Origin of the sequence: Streptomyces filipinensis (assembly GCF_014649495.1) — a bacterium.
GTDB classification, from domain to species: Bacteria; Actinomycetota; Actinomycetes; order Streptomycetales; family Streptomycetaceae; genus Streptomyces; species Streptomyces filipinensis.
On sequence record NZ_BMTD01000009.1, the window covers coordinates 193,310 to 211,581 of the forward strand.

Sequence of the window (18,272 nt, forward strand, 5' to 3'; positions counted from 1 at the left end):
CCGGGGACAGCGCGAAGGCCGTACACGCGGCGTGCGTGTACGGCCTCTTTTCATGCCTTCCGCCCGGCGTTCGCTCAGAGCGAACGGTCCTCGGGGGAGGGTGGGGCGACCGGCCTGCCCCAGTCCACCTGAGGGCCGTCGAAGTGGGCGGCGTGCCGCGGCGGATGGGCTGCGGCGCCGAGCACGAAGACGTCCTCCGCGCCGTCGAGCACCCCGCCCGACGGATCGTCGTCCCCCGACCGGCGCACCACGTCCCGCTCCGGCATGAGGATGTCCCGTACGACGACGGCGCACAGGTACAGCGTGCCCACCAGGTGCAGCACGATCGACCATTGATAGCCGTGCGTAGGCAGGCCCTTATGGGCGTCTCCGCTGGTCGTGTACGCGAGATACATCCAGATGCCCAGGAAGTACGCCACCTCGCAGGCCTGCCAGATGAGGAAGTCACGCCACTTGGGCCGGGCGAGGACGGCCAGCGGCACCAGCCACAGGACGTACTGCGGTGAGTAGACCTTGTTGGTGAGGATGAAGGCCGCCACCATCAGGAAGGCCAGCTGGGCGAAGCGCGGCCGGCGCGGGGCGGTGAACGCCAGCGCGGCGATGCCGAGGAAGCACAGCACCACCAGGACCAGGGCAGCGGTGTTCACAAAACCGGTGCCGGGTGGGTTGCTGGAGTTCTGCGCCCAGATCAGCCAGAACGAGCCGAAGTCGACGCCCCGTTCCTGGCTGAACGTGTAGAACTTCGACCAGCCCTGGAAGGCGAAGAGCATCACCGGCAGGTTCACCACGAGCCAGGCGATCGCCGTGGCGCCCACGGCCTGGGCGTACTCGCGCCACTTGCCGGCTCGCCAGCACAGCACGAGCAGCGGGGCGAGCAGGAACACGGGGTAGAGCTTGGCGGCCGTGGCGAGGCCCAGGAGGAGGCCGAAGGCGACGGGACGGCTGCGGGACCACATCAGCATCGCCGCGGCCGTGAGCGCCACCGCCAGCAGATCCCAGTTGATGGTCGCGGTGAGCGCCAAAGCGGGCGCCAGGGCCACCAGCAGGCCGTCCCAGGGGCGCCGGCGGTGGGTGCGGACCACGCACACGGCGATGACCGCCGCGCACACCATCAGCATCCCGGCGTTGACGAACCAGTACCACTGCTCCTGGTGCTGGAGGGTGCCGCTGTGCGGGGTCAGCCAGGACGCCACCTCCATGAACACTCCGGTGAGCACCGGGTACTCGAGGTAGTCCATGTCACCCGAGAGCTTGTCGAAGTACGGCACGAGATGATCGGCGAACCCGCGTCCCTGATAGAGGTGCGGGATGTCCGAGTAGCAGGCGTGCGTGTACTGACTGCTCGCGCCGAAGAACCAGGCGCTGTGGTAGCAGGGCGCCTTCTGCACCAGGCCGAGGGCGAACATACCGATCGCCACCAGCGCGACAACCCGTACGGGGGTCCACCAGGAGGTCGCGAGCAGGGCACGACGGCCCAGGGGTCCGCCGATCAGCTCGCTGCCGGCCCGGGCGATCTCGTCCTCACTGGTCGGTCGCACGGGTTCCGCCGTGGCGGGCCGCACGGGCTCGGGCTCGTGCCTGCTCGCGGGCGTCATCTCTGCACTGGGCATGGGGCACATCCTGCCGTACCTGCCTGGGAAAGCGCCGAGGGCCGCCGCACCTGGCGGGTGCGGCGGCCCATGTTTCACGTGAAACGGTCGCGGCGGGCGAAAGAGGCGCCAACCGGTCAGGCTCGGCGGCTAACCGTTCTGACCTCCGAAGATGCCTCCGTTGCCGTTGCCATTGCCTCGGGTGGTGCCGGCGGTGCCGGTCGTATCCGTGGGGGTGGGGGTCGGAACGGTCCCCCCGTCGGTCCCACCCGTGTCCGTGCCACCGGTGCCGTTGCTGTTGCCGTTGCCGTTGCAGTCGTTGCCCCAGCTCCACTGGCAGGTGTCGCTCGCTGACGGGGACGGAGACGTGGCCGTGACGCTGGGCGTCGGGCTCGGTGAGGTGCTCGGCGTCGGGCTCGGGGTGATGGTGACGCTCGGGGTCGGGGACGGGGCGCCCGCCTCGTCCTCCACATTGCCGATCGGGGTGGCGTCCGGGAAGGGGAGGTCGTTCTGCCCCCTCAGGGCGGCCCTCATGTACTCGGTCCACACCGACGTCGGGATGTCACCACCGTGGATCGACGGGACGCCCGCTGTGCCGTTCATGGACAGCAGCTCGTGGTCCTTCGGGTTCTCACGGAACATCGCCACCGAGGTGGACAGCTGCCGGGTGTAGCCGACGAACCAGGCTGACTTGTTGCTGTCGGTGGTACCGGTCTTGCCCGCCGCCGTGCGACCCAGCGCCTTGGCGTTCTGACCCGTACCGTTCTGGATCACGTTCTGCAGCACGTCCGTGACGTTGTTCGCCACGTTGGCCGGGATCGCCGGGGTGACCTGCGGCTTGCTGAAGCCCTGCAGGTCCACCCCGTCCTTCTTCACCTCGGTCACCGAATACGGGTCCGCGTGCTTGCCGGACGCCGCGAAGGTCGCGTACGCGTCGGCCATGCGGATCGCGCTCGGGGTCGAGGTACCGATGGCGAAGGACGGGTTGAGCGTGGAGAAGCTGTCCTTGAGGATGCCAGACCTCTGGGCGACGTCCCGCACATGCGTCAGCCCCACATCTACACCGAGCTGCACGAACGGCGTGTTGACGGACTGCTCCATCGCCTTACGCAGGCTGATATAGCCCCACTTGTAGTGGCTTTCGTTGTTCTGGAAGAAGACCGAGTTGTCCTTGTTGAGGAAGGGCGACCCATCGGGCCTGGTCACCTTGAGGTGATCGTTGCCGTTGTACTTGCTCAGCGGCGAGATGCCCTGTCCGTCGGACTTGTAGGTCCCGTACTCCATGGCCGCGGCCAGCACGAACGGCTTCCATGTCGAACCGACCGGCACGCCGGAGGTGTCGGCGTTGTTCGTGAAGTGGCCGTTCTCGTAGCCGTCACCGCCGTAGAGGGCGACGATCGCGCCGTTTTCGGGCTTCACCGACGCCGCACCGAACTGGACGTACTTGTCCAGGTCACGGCGTTTTGGATCGATCCGCTGCTTCTGGATCTTCTTCACGGCCGCGGTCAGCTCGTTGACCTTCTTCTTGTCGAAGGTCGTCTTGATCTGGTAGCCGCCCTGGTCGAACTGTGCCTCCGTGATGTCGGAGTGCGCGAGGACGTACTTCTTCGCCGTGTCGACCAGGTAGCTGATCTGTCCGGTCATGCCCTTGGTCGCCTTGCGGCCCTGGGGGACGGGGTACTTCTTGGTGGCCGTCACGTACTGGGCGTCGGTCAAGTGGTGATCGTTGTGCATCTGCTCGAGGATCCACTTCCAGCGTTCCTGTGAGCGCTGGGTGTTGGCCTTCTGCGTGGCCGTGGGGTCGAGGTCGGCGTTGCCTGCCGGGTCGAAGTACGTCGGGCCCTTGAGCAGCGCCGCGAGCACCGCGCACTGGCTCGGCGTGAGGTCCACCGCGTTCTTGCCGTAGTACGTCTGCGCGGCCGCCTGGATGCCGTACGCACCTCGTCCGAAGTACGAGGTGTTCAGATAGCCCTGGAGGATCTGCTTCTTCTTGAGCTTCGTCCCCACCTTGATGGAGATGAACATCTCCTTGAACTTACGGGTGAGGGTCTGCTGCTGGCTCAGGTAGGTGTTCTTGACGTACTGCTGGGTGATCGTCGAGCCACCCTGGGTCTGCCCACCCCGCGCCATGTTGACCACGGCTCGCGCGATGCCCATGGGGTCGACGCCCGAGTCCTGGTAGAAGCTCTTGTTCTCGGCCGAGATCACGGCCCACTGCATGGCCTCGGGAATCTGGTCGATGCTGACGTTCTGCCGGTTGACGCCCGTGCCCGTCGCCACCATCTGTTTGCCGTCGGCCCAGTAGTAGACGTTGTTCTGGGACTTGGCCGCGTCGTTCTCGTTGGGGATCGAGACCATCGCGTAGCCCACGCCCACCATGGCCACCAGGCTGCCGACGAAGCCGATGAACAGCCCGGAGGTGAGCTTCCAGGAGGGCACCCAGCGGCGCCATCCGTACTTTTCGGCCCGGGGGTAGTCGATCAACCGCTTCTTGCCGGGTGCGGTCGACGCACGGCCCCTGCCGCGTGCGGGCCCGGCCGGGCCACCGCGCCGGCCGCCCGGTCCCTCGGTGTCGGGGCCTCTGCGGCGGCCGCCTCTCTGCGCGGCCCGGCGCGCCTCGGCACGGCCGCCGTAGGCGCGCTCTTCACCTCCTGGACCATTGGGACCCGACCCATAGGAACTGGACCCATAGGAGTCGGTTGGGGACTCGGTGGCGCCCCGCGGTGCCGCACGGCGACCGGAGGGTGAGCCGGACTGACCGCGTCGGGCCGCGGCACGTCCGCCTCCCTGCGGCTGCGGCGGTTTGCGACGGTGCTCGCTCATCGAACGATTACTCCTCGGGCAGGCGCACCCGTGCGCGCCTGGAACGGCGGCTGGTTTCCGGTCCCCCCGGAGTACGGATGTGGTCGGTTCGGCATTCACCCGTACTGCACCAGGGACGACGACGCTCCCCGGGCGTCACTTGGTTCCCGGTGGTATGCATGCCGCACAGACTACGCATCGCCAAAACCCGCCGAGTCCTGATGTTCACCCCAAACCGTGCAACTTGCCTCGTATGAATCGGTGATGTGATCCCGTTCACGACCGTCCCTCTTGTCGCCCGTGGAAGGCCGTTCTATCGTCGTGATGTATCGAGTCGATACATCAGCGCGAGATAAAGAAACGCTGAGAGGCACAGCGAGACCCGCGGGAGCGATCAGCGGGACCGAGAGGAGGCGACGATGAGCCGACGTTCCGGCATCCTCGAGTTCGCTGTGCTCGGTCTGCTGCGCGAGTCCCCGATGCACGGCTATGAGCTGCGCAAACGACTCAACACGTCCCTGGGTGTGTTCCGGGCGTTCAGCTACGGGACCCTGTATCCCTGCCTCAAGACGCTGGTCACCAACGGCTGGCTGATCGAGGAACCGGGCAGCACCCACGAGGACGCCCTCGCCGCTCCGCTCGCCGGCCGCCGGGCCAAGATCGTCTACCGGCTGACGGCGGAAGGGAAGGAGCACTTCGAGGACCTGCTCTCGCAGACCGGCCCCGACGCGTATGAGGACGAACATTTCGCCGCACGTTTCGCCTTCTTCGGGCAGACGTCACGCGATGTGCGCATGCGCGTTCTGGAGGGCCGTCGCAGCCGTCTGGAGGAGCGCCTGGAGAAGATGCGCTCCTCTCTGGCGCGCACGCGGGAGCGCCTCGACGACTACACACTTGAGCTCCAGCGCCACGGAATGGAGTCCGTGGAGCGCGAAGTGCGCTGGCTGAACGAGCTCATCGAGAGCGAGCGGGCCGGGCGGGACCTGAGGGGTTCCGCGTCCGGGGGGTCCGCTCAGCAGGACACCACCACTGGATCGACGGGCGGCCTGCCCCGTCCCGGGGAGAACCCCCGGACGGATCCGCCCGGCGACACCGCCACGTGAGACCCAGTCAGGGCCTCACTCGTACACACAGGGAGCAACCGGAATGGGTTCGGTTCGCGTAGCCATCGTCGGCGTGGGCAACTGCGCTGCGTCGCTGGTGCAGGGAGTCGAGTACTACAAGGACGCCGACCCGGCGTCCAAGGTCCCCGGCCTGATGCACGTGCAGTTCGGTGACTACCACGTCAAGGACGTCGAGTTCGTCGCCGCCTTCGACGTGGACGCCAAGAAGGTCGGCCTCGACCTCGCGGACGCGATCGGCGCCTCCGAGAACAACACCATCAAGATCTGCGACGTGCCCAGCACCGGTGTCACCGTCCAGCGCGGTCACACCCTCGACGGCCTCGGCAAGTACTACCGCCAGACCATCGAGGAGTCCGACGCCGCGCCGGTCGACGTCGTCCAGATCCTGAAGGACAAGCAGGTCGACGTCCTGGTCTGCTACCTGCCGGTCGGCTCCGAGGACGCGGCGAAGTTCTACGCCCAGTGCGCCATCGACGCCAAGGTCGCCTTCGTCAACGCCCTCCCGGTCTTCATCGCCGGCACCAAGGAGTGGGCCGACAAGTTCACCGAGGCCGGTGTGCCGATCGTCGGTGACGACATCAAGTCCCAGGTCGGCGCCACCATCACGCACCGCGTCATGGCGAAGCTGTTCGAGGACCGCGGTGTCATCCTCGACCGCACGATGCAGCTGAACGTCGGCGGCAACATGGACTTCAAGAACATGCTCGAGCGCGAGCGCCTGGAGTCCAAGAAGATCTCCAAGACGCAGGCCGTCACCTCGCAGATCCCCGACCGGGACCTCGGCGAGAAGAACGTCCACATCGGCCCGTCCGACTACGTGGCCTGGCTGGACGACCGCAAGTGGGCCTACGTCCGCCTTGAGGGCCGTGCCTTCGGTGACGTCCCGCTGAACCTGGAGTACAAGCTCGAGGTCTGGGACTCCCCGAACTCCGCGGGTGTCATCATCGACGCCCTGCGCGCCGCGAAGATCGCCAAGGACCGCGGCATCGGCGGCCCGATCCTGTCGGCGTCCTCGTACTTCATGAAGTCCCCGCCGGTCCAGTACTTCGACGACGAGGCCCGCGAGAACGTCGAGAAGTTCATCCGCGGCGAGGTCGAGCGCTAAGTCGCCCCACGGCGACCGCTCGCGCCAGAACGCTCCTGCCAGGGCTGTGAAGGTCCCCGGGTTCACGGACCTGGGGACCTTCCGCATGTGTGAGGCTGTGCCCCATGCCCGTCGTCCGTGACCTGCGCGTCCTGTTGCGCCTGCGGTACTTCCGACGTCTGCTGTACATCCGCCTCCTGTCCCAGGGCGCCGACGGCGTCTACCAGGTCGCGCTCGCCGCGTACGTCGTCTTCTCCCCGGAGAAGCAGACCTCGGCCACCGCCATCGCCTCCGCGATGGCGGTCCTGCTGCTCCCCTATTCACTGGTCGGCCCGTTCGCCGGCGTCCTGCTGGACCGCTGGAGGCGCCGACAGGTCTTCGTGTACGGCAATCTCCTGCGCGCCCTGCTGGCCGCGCTCACCGCCGTGCTGATCATCGGCCGGGTACCGGACTGGCTGTTCTACGCCTCCGCGCTGTGCATCACGGCGGTCAACCGCTTCGTCCTCGCCGGACTGTCCGCGTCCCTGCCCCGAGTGGTGGACACCGAGCGTCTGGTGCTCGCCAATTCCCTGTCCCCGACGGCCGGAACACTCGCCGCGACCGCAGGCGGCGGTCTGGCCTTTGCCGTCCGGCTCGTGGCATCGGGCTCCGACGCCGCGGTGGTACTTCTCGGCGCGTTCCTCTATCTGTGCGCCGGCCTCACCGCTCTCACCGTGGCGCCCGCGCTCCTCGGCCCCGACCGGCAGCCGAAACGGCCGCGCATGGCCACCGCCCTCGCCGACACGGCACGCGACCTCATCGCGGCTGTCCGCCATCTGGCCGCACCACAGCGCAGGGAGGCCGCTTGGGCGCTGGCCGCGATGACCCTGATGCGCTTCTGCTACGGCGCGCTGCTCGTCCTCCTGCTCATGCTGTGCCGGTACGCCCTCTCCACGACGCCGGAGGAGGGACTACGGCTGCTCGGGCTCGCACTGGCGCTCTCCGGGGCGGGGTTCTTCGCGGCGGCCGTGGTGACGCCGTGGGCAGCGGGCCACCTCGGCCCACGACGCTGGATCGCGGTGTGCTCCGGTGCCGCCGCCGTCCTGGAGCCCGCCCTCGGCCTCCCCTTCGCCGCAGGTCCCCTCCTGATCGCCGCCTTCGTCCTGGGCCTGATCACCCAGGGAGCCAAGATCGCCACGGACACCGTCGTCCAGTCCTGCGTCGACGACGCATTCCGCGGGCGGATCTTCTCCATGTACGACGTGCTCTTCAACGTGGCCTTCGTGGGTGCGGCCGGAGTGGCGGCCCTGATGCTGCCGCCAGACGGTCGCTCGACACTTCTGGTGGCCTTGGTCGCCGTGCTCTACGCCGGGGTGGCGGCGGCCTTGACGCGCTTCGGGCGCCGCTGAGGCGGAGGCCCGGGAAACGGTGAGGGGCGATGTTTCACGTGAAACACCGCCCCTTGCGGTTGCTCTCCGTCCGGGGCGGGCTGTTTCACGTGAAACATCACCGAGCCCGGCCGAGCAGAGATCAGCTCTTCTCGGCCCACCAGTCCTTGAGAGCCGCCACAGCCGCGTCGTGCTCCATCGGGCCGTTCTCCAGACGCAGCTCCAGCAGGTGCTTGTACGCCTCGCCGATGACCGGGCCGGGACCGACACCCAGGATCTCCATGATCTGGTTGCCGTCGAGATCCGGGCGGATGGCGTCCAGTTCCTCCTGCTCCTGCAGCTGGGCGATGCGCTCCTCCAGGCCGTCGTAGGCCCGGGACAGCGCGGCTGCCTTCCGCTTGTTGCGGGTGGTGCAGTCCGAGCGGGTCAGCTTGTGCAGGCGATCCAGCAGCGGGCCCGCATCACGGACGTAACGCCGCACCGCCGAGTCCGTCCACTCTCCGGTGCCGTAGCCGTGGAAACGCAGATGAAGTTCGACCAGCCGGGAGACGTCCTTCACCAGCTCGTTGGAGTACTTCAAGGCGAGCATGCGCTTCTTGGTCATCTTCGCGCCGACCACCTCGTGGTGGTGGAACGAGACCCGGCCGTCCTTCTCGAAGCGGCGCGTGCGCGGTTTGCCGATGTCGTGCAGCAGTGCGGCCAGCCGGAGGGTGAGATCGGGACCGTCCTGCTCCAGGGCGATCGCCTGCTCCAGGACGATCAGTGTGTGGTCGTAGACGTCCTTGTGCCGGTGGTGCTCGTCCCGCTCCAGGCGCAGCGCCGGCAGCTCCGGCAGCACATGGGCCGCCAGCCCCGTGTCCACGAGCAGGGACAGCCCCTTGCGCGGGTACGCGGAGAGGATCAGCTTGTTCAGCTCGTCCCGGACCCGCTCCGCGGAGACGATCTCAAGACGTCCGGCCATCTCGGTCATCGCGGTGACGACCTCGGGGGCGACCGTGAAGTCCAGCTGGGCGGCGAACCGCGCGGCACGCATCATCCGCAGGGGGTCGTCCGAGAAGGAATCCTCCGGCGTACCCGGCGTCCGCAGCACCCGATCCGCGAGGTCCTCCAGGCCGCCGTGCGGGTCGATGAACTCCTTCTCGGGCAGCGCGACGGCCATCGCGTTGACCGTGAAGTCCCGGCGAACCAGATCCTCCTCGATGGAGTCGCCGTACGACACCTCGGGCTTGCGTGAGGTGCGGTCGTAGGCCTCCGACCGGTAGGTGGTGACCTCGATCTGGTAGCCGTCCTTGTGCGCGCCGACGGTGCCGAAGGCGATGCCGACCTCCCAGACCGCGTCCGCCCAGGGACGGACGATCTTCAGGACGTCCTCGGGGCGGGCGTCGGTCGTGAAGTCCAGGTCGTTGCCGAGCCGGCCGAGCAGCGCATCGCGCACCGATCCACCGACCAGGGCGAGCGAGAAGCCGGCCTCCTGGAATCGGCGGGCGAGATCGTCGGCGACGGGCGCCACCCGCAGCAGCTCGGCGACCGCGCGCTGCTGCGCCTGACTCAGGGCAGAGGGAGTGTCTTCGTTGGGGTTCGGCACAACAGAAGAGGGTACGTGCCCCGGCGACCAGGGGCGCCCTCCATTTCCTCCGGGGACGGCCCCGACAGGGGCTGCGATCGGCTCCCGGCATACCCACCGCAAGCACGGCTCTCGCGACGTTCGGGAGCTCTGCCCTCGATACTGGATATAGGGGACGGGCCACGGGAGTTCTTCGATCTTGTGAAGGAGACCGCGGCACTTCCCCTCAGCGCGCATCGTTACCATGCGTGGACGCACATTCCGACGACCACTGACGACGACGAGGGACGGGCGAGCGCGTGGCCGAGGCGGCAGACTTCCAGGGGACCAGTGCCTCACCTGCCCGCCGGTGGCTGCGGCGCACCGGCGCGCTGCTCGCGGGGGCGCCCCTGCTGGCCGGGCTGCTGCAGCTGCCCGCCGCGGCGCCCGCCCAGGCCGCCTCCTCGGACACCGTGTCCGTCTCCCTGGACTCGCTCACCCCGAACGCCCCCACGGACGGGGACACGCTGACCGTGTCGGGCACGGTGACCAACAACGGCAAGCAGCCGGTCAGCGGCGCCCACGTGGGTCTGCGGGTGGGCCCGCTGCTGAACACCCGCTCGGCGATCGACGCCGTCGCCCAGCACCCCGACGAGGTGCAGGGCGGCACCGGTTCCGAGGTCGGCGGCAAGTACGAGGAGAAGTTCGCCACGCTGTCCCCGGGCATCGCCGAGCACTTCAGCATCTCGGTCCCCGTGAACAAGCTCGACCTCGGCGACGACGGTGTCTACGAGTTCGGTGTCCTGCTCTCCGGCCAGACCGCTGCGCAGCCCTGGGACCGGGTGCTCGGCGCCCAGCGGACGTTCCTGCCGTGGCAGCCGTCCGAGGCTGACACCAAGACCAGGACGACGTTCCTGTGGCCGCTGCTCTCGACGGTCCACATGACGGCCAAGACGGGCGCCGGCGAGCTGCAGACGCCGGTGTTCCTCAACGACGACTTGGCCAAGGAGCTGGCGCCCGGCGGCCGGCTGGCCCAGATGGTGGACCTGGGCAAGGACCTCGACGTCACCTGGGTGATCGACCCGGACCTGCTGGCCTCGGTGGACGCCATGGCGACCGGAAACTACCGGCTGCCGGGCGACGGGGACGCCACCACGCCCGGCCCGCGCGATCACCAGGCGATCGCCAAGCAGTGGCTGGCGAACCTGCAGAAGGCGGTGGCGGGCAAGGAGGTCGTCGCGCTCCCCTTCGGTGATCCGGACCTGGCGTCCCTCGCGCACAACGGCACCAGCGTCACCGGCTCGCTCAGCCACCTCAAGGACGCCACCGACGTCGCCGCCATCACCGTGAACACCGTGCTCCATGTCACACCGAGCACCGACTTCGCCTGGCCGGTGGAGGGTGCCGTGGACCCGGCGATCATGAAGGTCGCGACGTCCGCCGGGGCCGACCGCGTGCTCGCCCGCAGCGACAGCCTCCAGGAGACGGCCGGGCTGTCGTACACCCCTTCCGCCGCCCGGCCGGTCGGCGGTGGCACCACCGCGGTGGTGGCCGACGCCCGGCTGTCCACGGCCTTCGAGGGGGATCTGACGAAGGCGGATTCCGCCACCCTCGCCGTGCAGGCGTTCCTGGCCCAGAGCCTTGAGCTGAACGCGCAGACGGACAAGCAGCGCAGCATCGTCGTCACTCCGCAGCGCATGCCCACAGCGAGCCAGGCCCAGGCGATGGCGGCGGCGCTCAAGGCGCTCCAGGGCGGGAACTGGTCCCAGTCCCAGGACCTCGGCACGGCGGCCAAGGACAAGCCCGACGCGAATGCCACCACGCGCATCCCGTCGGAATCCGCCTATCCCTCTTCGCTGCGCTCGCGGGAGCTGCCGCGGGCGGCCTTCGAGCAGGTCGCGCGCACCCAGGACAAGCTCGACAGCTTCCAGGTGATCCTCTCCCACCAGTCCCGCGTCGTGACCCCGTTCGGGCGGGCCATAAACCGTGAGATGGCCACGTCGTGGCAGGGCAGGGGCGCGGAGGCGGAGAGCTTCCGGAACGGCGTCGAGGGCTGGCTCGACCACCTGAGCGACCAGGTCAAGCTGATCCAGAAGTCGGAGACCAAGCTCTCCGGCCGCAGCGCCACCATCCCCGTGACCGTCCAGAACAACCTGGTGCAGCCCGTCGGGCATCTGGTCCTGCGTCTCACCTCGAGCATGCCGACCCGCTTGAAGATCGGCGGGAAGGCCTACTCCGAGCAGCGGGTCGAGATCTCCGGCGGGCACAGCCAGTCCGTGAAGTTCACCACCTCGGCCAATGCGAACGGCCGCGTCACGGTGGTCGCCCAGCTGTACACCGAGGACGGCGTGAAGTACGGCGACGCCGTCAGCTTCGACGTGAAGGTCACCGAGATCACGCCCACCGTGATGCTGGTCATCGGCGGCGGTGTGCTCCTCCTCGTCCTCGCCGGCTTCCGGATGTACACCCAGCGCAAGCGCGCCGCGGCCCGCCAGGCGGAGGAGGACGGCCCCGGGACGGCGGAGGAGCCCACCGACGCCCCCGGGAACCCCGACGCGCCGGCGGATCGTCTCCCGCAGAAGCCGGAGGAATCCGGGTCCTCCGGCGGGGCAGACGACCCGGAGCACCCGAGTGACCCTGCGCCGGACACCGCACCGGAAAGCACCGACCCGTCCGGGACGGGTGAGAGAGTGGACCGTTGAGCGATGTCGTGGCCGGTGAGCCAGGGACGATGAGGTGGGGTAAGCATGAACGCGCCGTATGACGGTGATCGCGGCCAGGCCGCGGCCGGCTCGGGCTACCCCGGGACGCCGCCCGAGCCCGGTCAGGTACCCCCGCAGCAAGCGGCGGACATGTACCTCCAGGACGCCTACGACCAGGACCCCTACCGGGCGCACGACCTGGCTGCCCAGGACCCGGTCGCCGAGGCGCTCTACGACCGCGCCGCGCACCCGCCGCCCCCACCGGGCAGCTATGACCAGCAGCAGCCGCTGTACGGCCCGCCCGCCCAGTCGCCGTACGCGCCCGACCCGCGGGTATGGGCGCAGACGCCGGCACCGGAGCCGGACCGCCCGGCCCCGCACATGCCCTACGGCGACGATCCGCGCACGACCCAGTTCGTGGGCGTCGACGACCTGGTCACCCACTCGGGCGAGGAGTACCACGAGCCGGACGTCTTCGCGCACCTCTTCAAGGACCAGCAGCACAGCGGCGGCGGACAGGCACCCACGGGCCCACCGGGCTTCTCCGCCCCGGTCCCCGCTCCGGGCGCCGGGTACGGCCCCACCGGCCCGCATCCGGCGGCGCACGCCCAGGGCGCCCAGCAGGGCAACCTCTACCCCGAGGCGTCCTACCCGGCCGCCCCGGTGGACCCCGCGCAGCCGCCCGTACCCGCCCCGGCCCCGGCCCCCGGCCCCGCCGGTCCCCCCCAGGACGCGGCGCCCGTGGCGGCAGCGGCTTCCACGGCTTCCACGACCACCGCGGCTCCCGCCGCGCCCGCGAAGAAGGGCGGCAAGGCCGCCGGGCTGCTGAAGTCCAGTGCCGTGATGGCGGCGGGCACGATGGTCTCCCGCCTCACCGGTTTCGTCCGCTCGGCACTGATCGTCTCGGCGCTCGGCCTCGGCTTCCTCGGAGACTCCTTCCAGGTCGCCTACCAGCTGCCGACGATGATCTACATCCTCACCGTCGGCGGTGGCCTCAACTCCGTCTTCGTACCGCAGCTGGTACGGGCGATGAAGGAGGACGACGACGGTGGCGAGGCCTTCGCCAACCGTCTGCTGACCCTGGTGATGGTGGCCCTGGCCGCGCTGACCGGTCTGGCGATGTTCGCGGCACCGCTGCTGGTGCGCATGCTGTCCAACCCGGTCGCCACCAACCCCGCGGCCAACGACGTGGCGGTCACCTTCACCCGCTACTTCCTGCCCTCGATCTTCTTCATGGGCATCCATGTGGTGATGGGCCAGATCCTCAACGCGCGCGGGAAGTTCGGCGCGATGATGTGGACACCGGTCCTGAACAACATCGTCATCATCGTGACGCTCGGCATGTTCATCTGGGTCTACGGCTCCGCCGCGAACTCCCACATGACGGTCACGAACATCCCGGCGGAGGGCCAGCGCCTGCTCGGCGTCGGGGTGCTGCTGGGCCTGGTCGTCCAGGCCCTGGCGATGATCCCCTACCTGCGCGAGACGGGCTTCCGGATCCGGCTGCGGTTCGACTGGAGGGGCCACGGCCTGGGCAAGGCCGCGATGCTCGCCAAGTGGACGGTCCTGTTCGTGCTCGCCAACCAGGCCGGCGCCATGATCGTCACCCAGCTGTCCACAGCGGCCGGCAAGGACGCCGGCGTCGCCGGCACCGGCTTCGCCGCCTACGCCAACGCGCAGCTGATCTGGGGCCTGCCGCAGGCCATCATCACGGTGTCGCTGATGGCCGCTCTGCTGCCGCGCATCTCGCGCTCGGCCGCCGAGGGCGACGGCGGCGCGGTGCGCGACGACATCTCCCAGGGCCTGCGGACCACGGCCGTCGCCATCGTCCCGATCGCCTTCGGGTTCCTCGCGCTCGGCATCCCGATGTGCACGCTGATCTTCGGTTCCTCGGGCACCGGCGAGGCCACCAACATGGGCTACATGCTGATGGCCTTCGGCCTCGGCCTGATCCCGTACTCGGTGCAGTACGTCGTCCTGCGCGCCTTCTACGCGTACGAGGACACCCGCACCCCCTTCTACAACACCGTCATCGTCGCTGTGGTGAACGCGGGCGCGTCGGCGCTCTGCTACTTCCTGCTGCCGCCCCGCTGGGCGGTCGCCGGCATGGCCGCCGCGTACGGCCTCGCCTACGCGATCGGCGTGGGCGTCGCCTGGCGACGGCTGCGCAAGCGGCTGGACGGCGATCTGGACGGTGCCCGGGTGCTGCGGACGTACGCGCGTCTGTGCATCGCCTCCGTGCCTGCGGCCCTGCTCAGCGGCGCGGCCTGCTACGGCATCGGGCACACTCTCGGGCAGGGTGTCATCGGGTCCTTCGCCGCGCTGATCGCCGGCGGCGCCGTCCTGCTCGGCGTCTTCTTCGTCGCCGCACGCCGGATGCGGATCGAGGAACTGAACTCGCTCGTGGGCATGGTCCGCGGACGTCTGGGCCGTTGAGGCGGGGGTAGGTGCACAACCATCGTCCGCCGCCGTGTGTCGTGCATAGCGGCGGACTGTGGGCACAATTGGTTTCGGCGTCGGACAGCGTGCAACGGATGGGGAGGCAGGGACGACGGTGGCGGAACGGAGCACGGCTGCCGTCGACGTGGCAGACAACAGCGGTGAGCAGCCGCTGACCGCCAAGGCGGACCAGTCCACGGCCGACGGGGTGGCCAAGAACCCGGAGCGGGACACGGAGAGCGACGAGGCACAGGGGGGCGGCGGGACCGAGGGCCCCGGAAAGAAGGCATCGGCTCCCGAACTGCACAGCGGACACAAGCTCGCCAGACGCTACCGGCTGGAGGAGTGCGTCACCCGTCTGGACGGATTCAGCAGTTGGCGTGCGGTCGACGAGAAACTCCGTCGTGCCGTCGGCGTGCACGTACTTCCCGCGGACCACGCGCGGGCCCGTTCCGTCCTGGCTGCTTCCCGTTCCTCGGCGCTGCTCGGTGATCCGCGCTTCGTCCAGGTCCTGGACGCCGTCGAGGAGAACGATCTCGTCTATGTCGTGCACGAGTGGCTGCCCGACGCCACCGAGCTGACCACGCTCCTCGCGACCGGCCCGATGGAGCCGCACGACGCCTACCAGATGGTCAGTCAGGTCGCCTCCGCCATGGCCGCCGCGCATCGCGAGGGCCTCGCCCATCTGCGGCTGAACCCGAACGCCGTGCTGCGCGCATCGACCGGCCAGTGGCGTATCCGGGGCCTCGCCGTGAACGCCGCACTGCGCGGCGTCAGCTCCGACACCCCGCAGCGCACGGACACCGAGGCGATCGGCGCCCTGCTGTACGCCGCGCTGACCCAGCGCTGGCCGTACGAGAGCGATGCATACGGTCTGTCCGGCCTCCCCAAGGGCGTCGGCCTGATCGCACCGGACCAGGTGCGGGCCGGTATCCACCGGGGCCTGTCGGAACTGGCCATGCGCGCACTCGCCAACGACGGGGCCACCGCATCCCGCCACGAATCCCCGTGCACCACGCCCGAAGAGCTGGTGAAGGCGATCGGCGAGATGCCGCGCATCCGCCCGCCGGAGCCGGCGTTCACGGCCCCGCCCGAGTACCAGCGCACGACCTACCAGCAGGGCACCTACGGCCGCCCGGCGCCCCTGGGCGCCACCCAGCCGATCGCGCCCCCGCCGCCCCCGCTGCAGAGCCGCACCGGTAAGGCCCTGAAGTGGGCCGTGTCGGCCCTCCTCATCGCCGCCCTCGGCCTGGGCAGCTGGCAGCTGGCGGACGCCCTGATGGGCCAGGGCGGCAAGTCCGACGACACCAAGAAGAACCAGACGACGGACGACGGTGACAAGGGCGCCGCGAAGCCGAAGCCACAACCCATAAAGATCCAGAACAGCCAGGAGTTCTCCGCCTCGGGCCCCACGCAGAACGCCGGCGCCGAACCCAAGACCTACGACGGCAACCCGTCGACGTACTGGAAGACCAAGAGCTTCGACGAGGGTCCGACGATCGCGCCGTACAAGCCGGGCGTCGGCATCGTGTACGACCTCGGCTCGGCGAAGAAGCTCAGCACCGCCATCCTCGACCTGCGCTACGGGGGCGACCACACGACGGTCGAGCTGTACGCTGCGGACTCGCTGACGCCGGTGTCGCTGGATTCCATGACGAAGATCGGCACCGTCACGACCAGGGGCACCACCGCTACGGTGAACGTCACCAAGTCGGTCAAGACGCAGTACGTTCTCGTCTGGCTGACGGCCGTGCCGAACTCGGGGTATGACTCCACCCTGTACGCCAGCCCCGGCTGGAAGCAGGCAATCGGCGAAGTGAAGTTCACGGGCTGACGTCTCACCCGGACCGGAGGGGGCAGATGGCGGAGGGCGCCGGATACGACGGAGTGAGCGACAAGGAGTTGCTCGCCCGCCATGTGAAAGGTGATCCCGACGCCTTCGGCGAGATCGTTCGGCGACATCGGGATCGGCTCTGGGCGGTCGCTCTGCGCACGCTGGGGGAGCGTGAGGAGGCTGCCGACGCTGTCCAGGACGCCCTGGTGTCGGCCTACCGGGCCGCCCATACCTTCCGGGGCCAGTCGGCTGTCACAACGTGGCTGCACCGGATCACGGTGAACGCCTGCCTGGACCGCGCCCGTAAGGCGGCTTCACGGAAGACCTCACCGGTCGACGACACCGAGCGGCTGGAGCACCTGCTGGAGCCGCACGAGTCGGCCTCGGCTCCGGCCGAGCGCAGCGATGTGCAGCGCCAGCTTTTCGAAGCGCTCGGCACTCTCCCGCACGACCAGCGGGCCGCCCTGGTCCTCGTGGACATGCAGGGCTATCCCGTGGCCGAGGCCGCCCGCATCCTTGATGTGCCGACGGGCACCGTGAAGAGCCGGTGCGCCCGGGGGAGAGCGCGGCTGCTGCCGCTGCTGGCTCATCTACGGCCCGAGGGTTTCGCAAGCGGAAAAGAACCCGGTGCGGGACGGAACCGGGTGGAGGGGACATCCGTCCCACCTGCAACGGGGTCTGCGAGCCAGAGCCCCGAGAACGCGGGACCGAGCGATTCAGCCGTAGTGAAGGGCGGAGGTGGGCGAGCGTGACTTCCACGACAGACACGGCCGGGCACCCGGACGTCGCGGAGATCTCGGACCTCACCGAGGGCCTTCTCCCCCTGGACCGCAGCGCAGACGTGCGGCGTCATCTGGAGGCCTGTGAGCTGTGCGCGGACGTGCATGCCTCGCTGGAGGAGATCCGGGGACTCCTGGGATCGGTATCGGAAGCGGAGCGCATGCCGGCCGACGTGGCTGGCCGGATCGATGCCGCTCTCGCCGCCGAAGCACTGCTCAGCGCCTCCGCTCCTGGCCCGCTCAACGCCTGGGTCCCCCGGGAGACCGGACCGGACCACGAGAGCGGTGGGGACGTCGAGGGGCATGTTTCACGTGAAACGTCGCCTCCCTCGGACCGGCCCGCGGGACGCCCGCAAGCGGCGACCGGCCCGGGACGCAAGGGACGTACGCGAGGTCGGCGCCGGACCCGCGTGGTCCTCGGGGCTGTTCTCACCGCAGCCGTCCTCGGAGCCGGTTCGCTGGTGCTGGGGTCGCTCGGCGATCATTCCTCCGACAACCCCACCGCCCACGGACAGCCGACGCCTTCCGTCGAGTCCTTCTCCGGTGCGAGTGTCCAGAGCCAGGTGAAGGACCTGCTGGCCACCAAGAAGTCACAGCAGGGTTCCGAGAGCGGCCATCCTCGTCCAGGCCTCAAGTCCGGGCAGAACACTCCCGACTCGACCCAGAGTGCGAACACCCTCCTCCAGCCGGACGTCGCCGTCCCGGACTGCGTCCGGGCCGCGCTCCACCGGGGTGAGGAGGTCCTGGCCGCCAAGACCGGAACGTATGAGGGGAAGTCCGCCTATCTCGTCGTGGTGCCCGACGCCGACGGTGCTCACGTCACGGCCTACATCGTCGATCAGGCCTGCATCCGGCAGCAGCCCGGCACCGTCGGCACGGTGCTGCTGCAACACTCCTTCTCCCGCTCCTGAGTCTGCTGGACCGTTCCGTCCGTTGCCCCGACGCATGCGTGTGCCCCGACACAGCGGGAATGCGCGCCCCGTAGGATCCGTTGGGTGGGGTGAGAGCT

11 protein-coding genes are annotated in these 18,272 nt (G+C 69.2%); 8 read left to right on the forward strand and 3 right to left on the reverse strand.

All coding sequences use genetic code 11. The features are described from left to right. Positions 1-74: 74 nt before the first annotated feature. A complete protein-coding gene (locus IE244_RS21405) occupies positions 75-1,610 on the reverse strand; it encodes a glycosyltransferase family 87 protein (protein WP_191875156.1) in 1,536 nt (511 codons plus the stop codon). Positions 1,611-1,739: 129 nt separating this feature from the next. Continuing rightward, on the reverse strand, positions 1,740-4,412 hold the full coding sequence (locus IE244_RS21410) for a transglycosylase domain-containing protein (protein ID WP_373305762.1): 2,673 nt from the start codon (positions 4,410-4,412) through the stop codon (positions 1,740-1,742). 398 nt (positions 4,413-4,810) lie between these two features. Between IE244_RS21410 and IE244_RS21415 the strand changes: the two genes are divergently transcribed. From IE244_RS21415 to IE244_RS21425, 3 genes are all read left to right on the forward strand, one after another. Further along, positions 4,811-5,494 carry a PadR family transcriptional regulator gene (locus tag IE244_RS21415; RefSeq protein ID WP_191875157.1) on the forward strand — a complete coding sequence of 228 codons (684 nt, stop codon included), beginning with the start codon at positions 4,811-4,813 and terminating at the stop codon, positions 5,492-5,494. Between the two features lie 43 nt (positions 5,495-5,537). Beyond that, on the forward strand, positions 5,538-6,620 hold the full coding sequence (locus IE244_RS21420) for an inositol-3-phosphate synthase (protein WP_031164364.1): 1,083 nt from the start codon (positions 5,538-5,540) through the stop codon (positions 6,618-6,620). A gap of 104 nt (positions 6,621-6,724) precedes the next feature. Continuing rightward, on the forward strand, positions 6,725-7,987 hold the full coding sequence (locus tag IE244_RS21425) for an MFS transporter (protein WP_191875158.1): 1,263 nt from the start codon (positions 6,725-6,727) through the stop codon (positions 7,985-7,987). 121 nt (positions 7,988-8,108) lie between these two features. On the opposite strand, the gene IE244_RS21430 is transcribed toward IE244_RS21425, so the two are convergent. Then, positions 8,109-9,551 (reverse strand): CCA tRNA nucleotidyltransferase, encoded by a 1,443-nt coding sequence (locus IE244_RS21430; RefSeq protein WP_191875159.1) that lies wholly within the window; start codon positions 9,549-9,551, stop codon positions 8,109-8,111. A gap of 278 nt (positions 9,552-9,829) precedes the next feature. On the opposite strand from IE244_RS21430, the gene IE244_RS21435 reads away from it, so the two are divergent. The 5 genes from IE244_RS21435 (at position 9,830) to IE244_RS21455 (ending at position 18,174) form a co-directional block, all read left to right on the forward strand. After that, positions 9,830-12,211, forward strand: coding sequence for a DUF6049 family protein (locus tag IE244_RS21435; protein WP_191875160.1), 2,382 nt, complete (start codon positions 9,830-9,832; stop codon positions 12,209-12,211). 45 nt (positions 12,212-12,256) lie between these two features. Continuing rightward, on the forward strand, positions 12,257-14,647 hold the full coding sequence (gene murJ / locus IE244_RS21440; protein ID WP_191875161.1) for a murein biosynthesis integral membrane protein MurJ: 2,391 nt from the start codon (positions 12,257-12,259) through the stop codon (positions 14,645-14,647). A 118-nt stretch (positions 14,648-14,765) separates the two neighbouring features. Beyond that, positions 14,766-16,484 carry a protein kinase family protein gene (locus IE244_RS21445; RefSeq protein ID WP_191875162.1) on the forward strand — a complete coding sequence of 573 codons (1,719 nt, stop codon included), beginning with the start codon at positions 14,766-14,768 and terminating at the stop codon, positions 16,482-16,484. A gap of 26 nt (positions 16,485-16,510) precedes the next feature. Further along, on the forward strand, positions 16,511-17,236 hold the full coding sequence (gene sigM / locus IE244_RS21450) for an RNA polymerase sigma factor SigM (protein WP_191875163.1): 726 nt from the start codon (positions 16,511-16,513) through the stop codon (positions 17,234-17,236). Next, the gene (locus IE244_RS21455; RefSeq protein WP_191875164.1) at positions 17,233-18,174 is read left to right on the forward strand and encodes an RsmA family anti-sigma factor; all 942 of its coding nucleotides are present in this window, start codon (positions 17,233-17,235) and stop codon (positions 18,172-18,174) included. Before sigM ends, IE244_RS21455 begins: the two co-directional genes overlap by 4 nt. Positions 18,175-18,272 lie beyond the last annotated feature (98 nt).